The 12292-nt window shown below is 64.9% G+C and carries 8 protein-coding genes; 1 reads left to right on the top strand and 7 read right to left on the bottom strand.

Going from position 1 to position 12292, the window contains the following annotated elements; translation table 11 throughout:
* Positions 1-159: 159 nt before the first annotated feature.
* From AWB74_RS29875 to AWB74_RS29850, 6 genes are all read right to left on the bottom strand, one after another.
* Complete coding sequence (locus tag AWB74_RS29875) at positions 160-1446, bottom strand: DUF445 domain-containing protein (RefSeq protein WP_061150246.1); 1287 nt, start codon at positions 1444-1446, stop codon at positions 160-162.
* Positions 1447-1457: 11 nt separating this feature from the next.
* Complete coding sequence (locus AWB74_RS29870) at positions 1458-1877, bottom strand: ACT domain-containing protein (RefSeq protein ID WP_061150245.1); 420 nt, start codon at positions 1875-1877, stop codon at positions 1458-1460.
* The gene (uvrA, locus tag AWB74_RS29865; RefSeq protein ID WP_061150244.1) at positions 1867-7680 is read right to left on the bottom strand and encodes an excinuclease ABC subunit UvrA; all 5814 of its coding nucleotides are present in this window, start codon (positions 7678-7680) and stop codon (positions 1867-1869) included. The genes AWB74_RS29870 and uvrA overlap by 11 nt, the downstream gene beginning before the upstream one ends.
* 188 nt (positions 7681-7868) lie before the next feature.
* Entirely contained in the window at positions 7869-8759 is an 891-nt protein-coding gene (locus tag AWB74_RS29860) for an alpha/beta fold hydrolase (protein WP_061150243.1), read from the bottom strand.
* A 66-nt stretch (positions 8760-8825) separates the two neighbouring features.
* Positions 8826-9953 carry a succinylglutamate desuccinylase/aspartoacylase family protein gene (locus tag AWB74_RS29855; RefSeq protein ID WP_061150242.1) on the bottom strand — a complete coding sequence of 376 codons (1128 nt, stop codon included), beginning with the start codon at positions 9951-9953 and terminating at the stop codon, positions 8826-8828.
* A gap of 3 nt (positions 9954-9956) precedes the next feature.
* Positions 9957-10727 (bottom strand): transporter substrate-binding domain-containing protein, encoded by a 771-nt coding sequence (locus AWB74_RS29850; protein ID WP_061150241.1) that lies wholly within the window; start codon positions 10725-10727, stop codon positions 9957-9959.
* 112 nt (positions 10728-10839) lie between these two features.
* Here AWB74_RS29850 and AWB74_RS29845 point away from each other — a divergent pair, with 112 nt between their 5' ends.
* Positions 10840-11763, top strand: a complete 924-nt coding sequence (locus tag AWB74_RS29845) for a LysR family transcriptional regulator (RefSeq protein ID WP_061150240.1) — start codon at positions 10840-10842, stop codon at positions 11761-11763.
* Here AWB74_RS29845 and AWB74_RS29840 read toward each other — a convergent pair.
* A complete protein-coding gene (locus tag AWB74_RS29840) occupies positions 11748-12251 on the bottom strand; it encodes a DUF6496 domain-containing protein (RefSeq protein WP_061150239.1) in 504 nt (167 codons plus the stop codon). The genes AWB74_RS29845 and AWB74_RS29840 overlap by 16 nt on opposite strands.
* Between the last annotated feature and the right edge of the window lie 41 nt (positions 12252-12292).

Below are 12292 nucleotides of genomic sequence, written 5' to 3'. Positions count from 1 at the left end.
GATGCCCAAAGTGTCAACCATGTCCCCGCCAAATCTGTCAACTATGTCCCCGGTCTATACACAGCAGCAAAGAAAGTTACCCCCGCCCCGGGGAGGGGCAGTGCTAATAAACCAACACGAATCCAAGCTTCACGTCGCGGCAAACCAAACCGACAAGCTTCACGTCGCAGCAATCCAAACCGTCACGGCGTGAATAAGAATCCCAACCGCTCCCCCAACCAGCGTCCCATTCACCCGAATAAACTGCAAATCCCTTCCGATATTCAACTCGACATCCCTCACGAGCGTCGCATCATCCCACTGCTTCACGGTCGCCGCGATATGCTTCGCGATGCCATCGCGCAACTCCGGCGCGAGCGCCTTCAACGCATCGCGCATGTGCTCGTTGATCGAATCGCGCAACGCCGGATCGCTGCCGAGCGACGCAGCGAAACTCCCCGCCATCGCCGTCACCTTCGTATGCAGCGCCGAATCAGCGCGCCGGATATCCGCATCGAGCCACGCGATGAACTCGTCCCACAGCCCGTTCACATATCCACGCAATTCCGGCCGATCGAGCCACTCACGCTTGTGCTCGTCGATGCGCGCCTTGAACGACGCATCCGTCTTGAGCCGCTCGACAAAACGTTCCACCGCTGCATCGAAAGCCTTGCGGCGCTCGTGCTCGGGATCGCTACTCACGTCGTGCAGCCACTGATTCGCGCCGCGCACGAGGCCCGCCGCGAACTTCGCGCCGAGTTCTTCGGCGTTCAGTCCGACGAAACCGAGCATGCCGATGAGCTTCGGATACTCCTCGCCCGCCACCGCGATGATGCGCCCCGCGAGCATCTCCTGCACTTCAGGCTTGTCGAGCCACGCGGCCAGCTGCTTCAGGCCTTCGTCGAGCAGCAACTGATGACGCCGGTCCGATGTCAACGCCGACAGCACACTGCCCGCCGCGCTCGCGAGATCGAACTTGTCGGCGCGGCGGCGCAGCGTGTCGTAAAGCATGTTCTTGACGCGCTCGTCGTCGACGAAAGAAAGCAACTGGCCGACCGCCGTCACCGCCTTCCTGCCGAGCAGTTCGGCGTTCTTCGGCTCGGCGAGCCACATCGACAGACGGCTCGCGGGATCGAACGCATTCACGCGCGCAACGAGCGCATCGGTGCCGAGGAAACGGTCGCGCACGAAGACGGCCAGGTTGTCCGCGACGCGCGCCTTGTTCGCGGGCAGGATCGCCGTATGCGGAATGGGCACGCCGAGCGGATGACGAAACAGAGCGACAACCGCGAACCAGTCCGCGAGCGCGCCGACCATCGCGGCTTCCGCAAACGACGACACCCACGCCCACGCGCCCGCATCGTGCTGGCTTTTCGCGAGCGCGAACAATGCACCGGCCGCGATCAGCAGCGCGAACGCGAACCACTTCATTCTTTTCAGCGCAACGGCTTTGTCCTGCGTTTCCATCTATCTTCGCTTCATGGTTTCGGAGAGAGCGAAAGCTTACCAGCAGAGCGTTGCAAGTTTCGCAGCGCATCCATCGCGCGTCCGGCATCCTCCACCGGCACGAAAATATGATCGTGATACGCCGCCGCGAGCACGTTGCAACTGATGTTCGCGTCGCCCAGCGCACGCGCGAACGCCGCCGTCAGACCGACCGCGTTCAGGTCCGAATGCACCGTCAGCGTAATCCACGCCGCGCGAAACAGCGGCGCGATGGCCGCCGCCTTCGCCGCCTCTTCTTCCATCACGACGGTCATGCCCTCGCGCTCGCGAAACGTCGCGACGATGCCCGCGCCGCTCACGGCCGCATCGTGCGGCAGCGAGGCGAACACGTAGACGCCCGGTTGAAGCTCCGGCTCCATCGAGGCGATGAGCGTTTCGAGATCACGCAGCATTTTCAGCAGCCCTCGTTCTGCCCAGAACCGGCCGCAACGCCGCGCCCGTATGGCTGCGCGGATGCGTCGCGAGCGTGTCCGGGTCCGCCGCCGCGACGATCGTGCCGCCGTTCACGCCGCCTTCCGGCCCGAGATCCAGCACCCAGTCCGCTTCGGCAATCACATCGAGATCATGTTCGATGACGATCACGCTATGCCCGCCATCGACCAGCCGATGCAGCACGCGGATCAGCTTCGCGACATCGGCCATGTGCAGGCCGACCGTCGGCTCGTCGAGCACGTAGAGCGTATGCGCCGGCTTCTGGCCGCGTCGCGTGATGTCGTCGCGCACCTTCGACAACTCGGTGACGAGCTTGATGCGCTGCGCCTCGCCGCCCGAGAGCGTCGGCGACGGCTGGCCGAGCGTCAGATAACCGAGGCCGACATCGCGCAGCAATTGCAGCGGATGCGCGATGCTCTGCATCGACGCGAAGAACTCGACGGCTTCGTCGATCTCCATCGTCAATACTTCGCCGATGTTCTTGCCGCGCCACGTCACCGCGAGCGTTTCCGGATTGAAGCGCTGACCGTGGCACACGTCGCACGGCACCTTCACGTCGGGCAGGAAGCTCATCGCGATGGTGCGAACGCCCTGGCCTTCGCACGCGGGACAACGCCCGTCGCCCGTGTTGAACGAGAAACGCGAAGGCGTATAACCGCGTGCGCGCGCTTCGAGCGTATCGGCGAAGAGCCTGCGGATCGTGTCCCACATGCCGATGTACGTCGCCGGGCACGAACGCGGCGTCTTGCCGATCGGCGTCTGATCGACTTCGAGCACGCGATCGATCGCCTCGAAACCGGTCACGCCGCTACAGCCCTGCCACGCATGCGCCACGTCGAACTTCGGACGCGGCGCCTCGCGCGCGAGCACGCTGGCACGCGATTTCGTCGCGGGTGCGTCGGCTTGCGCGGCCTTGCGCGCGCGTCTCACCGCGGGCGATGACAGCACCGAGCGGCCGACGGCATCGAGCAGATTCGTCATCAGCACGTCGCGCGCGAGGGTCGACTTGCCGGAACCCGAAACGCCCGTGATCGCGACGAGCCGATTCAGCGGCATGCTCGCCGTCACGTTGCGCAGGTTGTGCAGCGTCGCGCCGACCACCGTGAGCCATTGCTCGGGCACGGCGGCGCGCTTTGCGGTTGCCGCGCGCACTTCGCGACGCGGCTGCAACGGATGCACGATCGGATTCGCAAGGAACTGCCCGGTCAGCGACGCCTTGTGCGCCGCGAGATCGGTCACGTTGCCTTGCGCGACGACCGTGCCGCCGCGCTTGCCCGCGCCCGGCCCGATATCGATGATGTGATCCGCGCGGCGAATCGTGTCTTCGTCATGCTCGACGACGACGAGCGTATTGCCCTTGTCGTTCAGCTTCTTCAGCGCGCTCAAAAGGATGAGGTTATCGCGCGGATGCAGGCCGATGGTCGGTTCATCGAGCACGTAACACACGCCTTGCAGATTGCTGCCGAGTTGCGCCGCGAGACGGATGCGCTGCGCTTCGCCGCCCGAGAGCGTCGGCGCTGCGCGATCCAGACTCAGATAACCGAGCCCGACTTCTTCGAGGAACTGCAGACGCCCTTCGATTTCGCTGACGACATCGCGCGCGATATCCGCATCGCGACCCTTCAGCTTCAGCGACGCGATCCATTCGCGCGTATCGCTCACCGTCCAGCGGCCCACTTCCGTGATCGGATAATCGCCGAACGTCACCGCGCGCGCGACATCGTTGAGACGCGTGCCTTCGCAATCCGGGCACGGCTGATCGACGATATCGTCTGGCTCCTGATCCACCGAGCCGATGCTCTGCTCGCGCCCGCGATCGTCCTGCGCGAAAAGCGTGTCGTCGAAGGCGGCGCGTTGCTCGCGCGTCAGCTTCACGCCCGTGCCGACGCACGTATGGCACCAACCGTGCTTGCTGTTGTACGAGAACATGCGCGGATCGAGTTCGGGATAACTCGTGCCGCAGACCGGGCACGCGCGCTTGGTCGAGAACACGCGCGTTTCTTCCTTGCCGCGACGCGCGCCGTCGTGCCATGAGCCGTGCAGGTCATCGAGCGGCGCGCACAGATGCATCACGCCCTTGCCGATTTCGAGCGTTTCATCGAGGAGGCGGCGCAGCTCGCTTTCGTTTTCCGCCGATACGATCAGATCCGCGACCGGCAACTCGATCGTATGTTCGCGGAAGCGGTCGAGCTTCGGCCACGGGCTGACCGGCAGAAATTCGCCATCGACACGCAGATGCGTATTGCCGCGCGCCTTCGCCCATTTCGCGAGATCCGTATAGACTCCCTTGCGATTCACGACGAGCGGCGCGAGCAGCCCGACGTGATCGCCCTTGAAATCGCGCATGATCTGCGCGGCGATCGATTCCGAGCTTTGCGCCTGAACCGGCGTGCCATCGTGAATGCAATGCTGTATGCCGAGCTTCACGTACAGCAAGCGCAGGAAGTGCCAGACTTCCGATGTCGTCGCAACGGTCGACTTGCGCCCGCCGCGCGACAAACGCTGCTCGATCGCGACGGTCGGCGGAATGCCATAGACGGCATCGACTTCAGGACGGCCCGCCGGCTGCACGATGGAGCGCGCATACGCGTTCAGCGATTCGAGATAGCGGCGCTGGCCTTCGTGGAAAAGAATATCGAACGCGAGCGTGGATTTGCCCGAGCCCGACACGCCCGTCACGACGTTGAACTTGTTGTGCGGAATATCGACATCGAGCGACTTCAGGTTGTGCTCGCGCGCATTGACGATGCGCACCACATCCTCGCCCTGCAACGCACGGCGCGCGCTCGCGACTTCCGCGGCAAGCTGCAACGGCACGCCCGCACGCTTTTCCGCGGCGCCCGGCTGCATCGCTTCTTCGTAGTCGATCAGCGCGCGGCCCGTATGCGATTGTTCGCATGCCGAAACATCGTCCGGCGTGCCGACGCAGACCACTTGCCCGCCGCCGTCGCCGCCTTCTGGACCGAGATCGATGATCCAGTCCGCCGCGCGAATCACATCGAGATTGTGTTCGATGACGATCAGCGAATGCCCGCGCTCCAGCAGACGGCGCAAGGCCTGCATCAGCTTGGCGATGTCATCGAAGTGCAGGCCGGTGGTCGGCTCGTCGAACATGAAGAGACGGCTTTCGCTCTGCTTCGCCTGCGAGGTTTCCGCGAGATAACCCGCGAGCTTCAGACGCTGCGCTTCGCCGCCCGAGAGCGTCGGCACCGGCTGGCCGAGCTTCACGTATTCGAGACCCACATCGACGATCGGCTGCAACACGCGCAATACTTCGCCATCCGAAGCAAATGCCTGCACCGCCTCGCTGACGGTCAGTTCGAGCACATCGGCGACACTCAGCTCGCGCCCGCCGCGCTCGATCTTCACTTCGAGAATTTCCGCGCGATAACGGCGTCCGTCGCAGTCCGGGCAGCGCAGATAGACGTCGCTCAGGAACTGCATTTCGACATGCTCAAAGCCCGAGCCGCCGCACGTCGGGCAGCGGCCGTCGCCCGAGTTGAAGCTGAACATGCTCGCGCTGTAGCCGCGCTGCAACGCGAGCGGCGCCTTCGCATAGAGCTTGCGGATTTCATCGAATGCGCCGACATAGCTCGCCGGATTCGAGCGCGCCGTGCGGCCGATCGGCGACTGGTCCACGAACACCACATCGCTCAACCGTTCCGCGCCTTTCAACGCGCGGAATGCGCCGGGCGCTTCCGTTGCCTTGCCGAAATGACGCATCAGAGCGGGCGCGAGCACGTCCTGAATCAGCGTCGATTTGCCCGAGCCGGATACGCCCGTCACGCAGACGAGGCGCTGCAACGGAATCTCGACCGTGACGTCCTGCAGGTTGTGATCGCTCGCGCCTTCGAGCGTGAGGCGCGGCGTGTTTGCATCGACGACGCGGCGGTTCCAGTTCGACGCATGCGCGACGTGCTTGCGGCCGCCGAGATACGCGCCGGTCAGCGTGTCGGTAGTCTGAATGTCGTCGGGCGCGCCGTCGTAGACGATCTGCCCGCCGCGCTCGCCCGGCCCCGGACCCATGTCGATGAGACGATCCGCCGCGAGCATCACCGAAGGATCGTGCTCCACGACGACGAGCGTGTTGCCCGCATCGCGCAGCCGATGCATCGCTTCGACGATGCGGTTCAGATCGCGCGGATGCAGGCCGATGCTCGGTTCATCGAGCACGAAGAGCGTATTCACGAGCGACGTGCCGAGCGCCGTCGTCAGGTTGATGCGCTGCACTTCGCCGCCCGACAGCGTGCGCGACTGACGATCGAGCGTCAGATAGCCGAGGCCGACATCGCAGAGATATTTCAGGCGCGTGCGTACTTCCGCGTGCAGCAGTTTCAGCGCTTCGTCGAGCAAGGTCGACGGCAGCGTCAGCGAATCGAAGAAGCGGCGGATGCGCTCGATCGGCATCAGCATCAGATCGTGCACGGTCAGGCCCGGCAGCGCTTCGAGCTGCGCGCGCGACCAGTCGACGTCTTGCGGCATGAAGCGATCGGACGGCGACAACACCGCATCGGCCTGTTCCTTCGTGCCGAGACGCCACAGCAGCGATTCGGTCTTCAGACGCGAGCCGTCGCAAACGGGACACGTCGTATAGCTGCGATATTTCGACAGCAGCACGCGAATGTGCATCTTGTACGCCTTCGACTCCAGATAGTCGAAGAAGCGCTGCACGCCGTACCACTGGTTCTGCCACTTGCCGGTCCAGTCGGGCGAACCCTTGATGACCCAGTCGCGCTCTTTTTGCGTGAGATCGCGCCACGGCACGCCGAGGCGAATGCCCGCTTTCGCGCCGTACTTGACGAGATCGTCCTGATTTTCCTTCCACGCGGGCGTTTGCAGCGTCTTCACCGCGCCTTCGCGTAGCGTCTTGCTTTCGTCGGGGATGACGAGGCCGTAATCGACGCCGATCACGCGGCCGAAGCCGCGGCATGTTTCGCATGCGCCGTACGCGGAATTGAAGGAAAAGAGCGCAGGCTGCGGGTCCGCGTAGCGCAAGTCGCTTTCCGGGCTGTGCAGGCCAGTCGAAAAGCGCCAGATTTCCGGCTCGGCTTCTTCCTTCAGCACATACACGTCCACGCGGCCCGTGCCGCGCAACAGCGCGCTTTCGATGGCTTCCAGCGCGCGCGAACGCTCGGTGTTCTGGAGGCGGAAACGGTCCGCGACCACATCGAGCATCTGCCGCGCGCCGGATTCCGTTTCGATATGGCGCTTCGCCTGCACGCGCGTGTAGCCGCTCGCGGACAGCCATTGCTCGACTTCTTCGTCGCTCGCGGTATCGGGCAATTCGACGGGAAACGTGATCGCGAGACGCGGATCATCCGCGCGCGTGCGTTCGAGCAATTCGGCGTAGATCGTCTCGGGCGTGTCGTGGCGCACGCGATGCGAGGTCTTCTTGTCGAAGAGTTCGGCGGCGCGCGCGTAGAACAGTTTCAGGTGATCGTTCAGCTCGGTCATCGTGCCGACGGTCGAGCGCGAACTGCGCACCGGATTCGTCTGATCGATCGCGATGGCGGGCGGTACGCCGTCCACCCGATCGACCTGCGGGCGGTCCATTCGGTCGAGAAACTGGCGCGCGTACGCGCTGAAGGTCTCGACGTAGCGCCGTTGGCCTTCCGCGTAAAGCGTGTCGAACACGAGGCTCGACTTGCCGGAGCCGGACGGGCCGGTCACGACCGTCATCTGGCCGGTGTGCAGGTCGAGGTCGAGATTCTTGAGATTGTGCTGACGGGCGCCGCGAATGCGGATTGCGTTATTCGATGCCAATTTTTCAACCGGTTCAATGAGTTGGACGGCCCGTCCGGATGTCGTGCAAGCCGTGGGCGGCGTCGCGCGAGTGTTCGGAAGCGCGCGGCTGACGCAGCGAACAGTACTGTACACGCATACAGTAGTTGTCGCAAAACGTGTCAGGAGTGTCCGGTACAGCCGCGCAAGACGCTCGCCTGACCCACGATTTACTTCAGATGGGCGATGACGGCCTCCGCGACCGCGTCCGGCGCTTCGCGCAGCGGAAAATGCCCCGCGCCGTCGATCACGACGCGCCGGTATCCCGCCGTGAAACACGCGTCCTGCCCTTCCGAGCTTGCCGGTTCGTCGCAGAAATCCGCGCCGCCCTGGATCATCAGCGCGGGCACGCCGATGCGCTCTATCGTCGCGAGCCGCGCGTACGAACGCCCGAGCGCCGGATCGGATGGCTGATCGCTTCGCCAGCGCCGTCGATACGCGTTGAGCGTGATCGGCACCCAGTCGGGATTGTCGAAGGCGCGCGCCGTCGTTGCGAATTCGGCTTCGTCGAACCAGCCGGGCGGCGACCACGTGTCCCACTGGATGCGCGCGAAGCCTTTCGGGTCGGCGGCGAGCGCATCCGGGCCGCCATCGAGCGACATGAACCACTGGTACCAGAAGCGCCGCGCCTGCGAGAAATCCGGCAAATCGAACTTGCCGCGCGGCTGAAACGCGAGCGCCAGCGCGGCCATGCGGCGCACGCGCTCGGGAAACAGCGCGGCGATCGTGTACGCGGCGCGCGCGCCCCAGTCGTGGCCGACGACATCGAATCGCGCGATGCCGAGCGCATCGGCGAGGTCGACAGCGTCGTGCGCGAGCGCGACGCCCGAGCCGTCGCGGATGGTGTCGTCGCGTAAGAAGCGCGTGCCGCCCGAGCCGCGCAGTTCGGGCACGATGGTCCGATAACCGGCGTCGTTGAGCCGCGCTGCGACCGCGTTCCACGCGCGGGCCGCATCGGGCCAGCCGTGCAGCAGCATCACGATGGGACCGCCGGCGGGACCGGAATCGGCGTAGGCGATATCGAGCGTCGGCGTGCGAGCGTGGCGTTCGAAGTCCAGCATGGCGAGACTCCTCGATGGGGAGGAGTCATTCTAGCGAGCAAGCAAAACACCCGCTCGGCACGGCCCTCACGCCCCGATCAAGACCCCCGTCCTGATCGGCGTTTCGCCCGTTACGCGGCCCATCGGTGCGCCGGCATGCACGAAGCGAATCGCGCGGCGCATGTAGAACACGCCGTCGTTGCTCGTGGTGACGGTCGTGATCGCATCGCTGAGCGGATCGACGATATCGAACACCGGATCGCCCGCCTTCAGCCACGCGCCCACTTTCGCGCGATACACGACGATCCCGCTCACCGGCGCCGTCAACTGCTGGCTGCCCGCGAGCGGCGTCGCGGGGTGCGCGAGCGGCGGCGCGTCTTTCGATTCGCCTTCGATCACCCCGCGAGCGATCAGATATTCGACGATGGCCTCCGCATCGTGCGACGCCGTGTCGTAATCGACATCGCGCTGTCCGCGATGCTCGATCGTGGCCGCGATATTCGGCGCGCCGAGCGGAGCCCGATCGCCGAGAAGCGCGCGCACTTCGTTCCAAAGCAGCGCGTGAACTTCATCGAACGACTGGCCGCCGGAATCCGTCGCGAGCAGCACGCCGTTCGCGCCGAGATGACGCGCGAGCGGCTCGATAGCCGGCCAACTGGCGGGACTCGTGTAGATGTGCATCGTCGCTTCGAGCGAGCAATGCAGATCGAGCACGATATCCGCTCGCGAAGCCAGTGTGAGCAGCGCGAGCCGCAAGGATTCGAACTCGTTCTTCGCGCGCATTTCGCCGAGCATCTCGACGAGCGCGCTACGCAGAACACGCGCGTTGTACGCGCCATCGCCGGATGAAAAGCGCGCGCCCGCGCGTTCGATCAGCGAGGCGGCGGTCGGCATCGGAAAGCCGCGGTTGAAGTTGTGGCCGCTGTTCGCCTCGAAGCGCCCGAGGAATTGCCCGAGCACGTGTTGCGACAGGCCGATCGGGTTCGCCACCGGCACGAGCGCGATTTCGCCGCGCACGCGTCCTTGCGCTTCGAGTTCGATGAGTCGCTGCTTCAGCGTCCACGCGGTGAGCATCGCGGGCGTTTCGTCGGCGTGCAGCGAGGCTTGTATGTAGACCTTTTCGCTCGAAGCGCCAGCGTCGCCGAAATGAAAGCTGACGAGTTCGCGCGAGGTGCCGAGCGTCGTCGAAACGAGTGTCTTGCGTTCAGTTCGCATGGATTAATCGCCGTACACGTCGAAGTCGAAATACTTGCGCGCGATCTTCTGATACGTGCCGTCGGCGCGCATGTCGGTCACGGCTTTGTCGACCCTGGCCTTGAGCGCCGTGTCGTCCTGGCGCAAGCCCATGCCGACGCCGTGATCGCCCATCGAAAGCGGCTCGCCGACGAACGCGAAACCCGCGCCGCGCGGCGTCTTCAGAAAGCCGTGCTCCGCTTCCACCGAGCCGAGCAGCGCCGCATCGATGCGGCCCGCGCTCAGGTCGCTCAGCACGCCGTCCATGCTCTGATAGGCGACCACTTCGACGCCGCCCGGCTGCCAGTTCTTCATCGCATAGGTTTCGAACTGGCTGCCGCTCTGCACGCCGATGCGCTTACCGCGCAAGCCCTGCGCCGTCGCGGTGAGCGGTGCGCCCTGCTTCGCGATCAGACGCGAGCGGAACTGAAAGAGCTTGGTCGAAAACGCGATCTGCTTCATACGCTTGTCGGTGATCGCCATCGACGACATGATTCCGTCGATCTTGCGGGCCTGCAGCGCGGGAATCATCCCCGAAAACTCCAGCTCGACCCACTGACAGCGCATCGCGATGCGGCGGCAGATTTCATCGCCGAGATCGACGTCGAAGCCCGCGACATGGCCGTCGGGCGTTTTCACGTCCATCGGCGGATAGCCGGGATCGATGCCGAGGCGAAGCGTATCGGCGTCTTTCGCGTGAACGGACGCGGCGGCGATCAGCGCGGCGGCGATGAAGAGAGCTTTTGGCTTGAACATGAACGCGGTGTCTCCGAAATTTGACACCCATGGTACGGGCGCAGAACGCTCGCAAAAAGACGCGTTTTGCTTATCATGTTCACTTTTCGAGATCATTCGACGGAACGCCGACGTGGACCTGACTCTGACGCAGTTGCGCATGTTCGTCGCCGTCGCCGATGCGGGCAGCGTGCGCGCCGCCGCGCGGCGTCTCGATGTCGCGCAGAGCGGCATCACGCAGCAGTTGCACAAGCTCGAAGCGCAGGCAGGCGGGCCGCTCTTCGAACGCGACGTGCGCGGCGCGCGCCTCACGCCCATCGGCAAGCGGTTGCGCGTGCGCGCGGAACTGATTCTCGGCGAATGCAGAAAGACCGAAGAGGAAATGCGCCAGTTGCGCGGGGAACTGACGGGCCGTGTGTCGCTCGGACTTGCAGCCGAAGCGACCATGCGATTGTTTCCGGCACTGCTCGCGAGCTATCGGGAACGCTGTCCGCGTATCGACGTGCATCTGACGAGCGCGACGTCGCGCATGCTGACGTCATGGGTGCGCGACGGCAGTCTCGACTTCGCGCTCGCGCTGATCGCCCCCGACGCCGATATCCACGACATGGACGCGGCGCCACTCTTCGATTCGGAAGTCGCGGTTATCGCGCGGCGGGGTCATCCGCTGGCGCGCTCGCGCACGGTCGCAGCATTGCAAGAGGCCGAATGGGTCAGCACGCGGCAGCGCGGCGGGACAGCCGCCGGCAACAAGCTGTCGGTATTATTCGACGACGCGAAACTCGCACCGCCACGCATCGCCGCGACGACCGAAGCAGTCTTCGACACGCTCCATTGCATCGCGTCGAGCGACTATCTCGGCCTCGAGCCCGCGAGCCTCGCGGCGCATCCGTTCTTTCGCGAGCACGTCGAGATCGTGCCGGTCGCCGAACGCGCCGCCGCGACGCCGGTGTGTCTGCTGCGCCGCGCGGGCGTACCGCTCACGCCCGCGGCGCAGGAACTCGCGACGATGGCCGTCTCGTATTCCCGGATGCTTCCTGCTCAGCGCGACGCGTGACGCGTACGTGAGCCCTTCGACCCGGAAGCCGCGTTCGCGCGACGCGTCGCCCAGCCCTTCTTGGCCGCAGCGGAGCGATCCGCCGCCGAACGCCGGCTCGCGGCCGCATGCGATTGCCGCGACAGCGACTTGTGCGAAGCCGCCTTCGTGCTTTCGCGCTTGAGCACGCGCGTGGACGTTGCCGAGCGTTTGGCCTTCGACTCGGTGCTGGGACTCTTCTTCGTGCGATGCGCGGCCTTCGTATCCTGCGCGGCCTTCTTGCGCGTCGCCTCGGACGTCGTGCCCTTCTTCGGCGCCTTCATCTTCACACCGGAACGACGCGCTTCGGACAGCCCGATCGCGATGGCCTGCTTCGCCGACTTCGCGCCGTGCTTGCCCTCACGGATGTGATCGATCTGCTCCTTCACGAACGCGCCGGCTTGCGTGCTCGCGGACTTGCCTTCGCGCTTTGCTTTGGCCGCGCGCTCGAGAGTTTTCTTTTCGGGCATGTCAGACCTCCTCATGAAGTGGACTTGCGCCGAAAAGGCGA

Source organism: Caballeronia arvi (assembly GCF_001544695.2).
Taxonomy (GTDB): domain Bacteria; phylum Pseudomonadota; class Gammaproteobacteria; order Burkholderiales; family Burkholderiaceae; genus Caballeronia; species Caballeronia arvi.
This window is presented reverse-complemented; position numbering and strand designations above follow the sequence as displayed.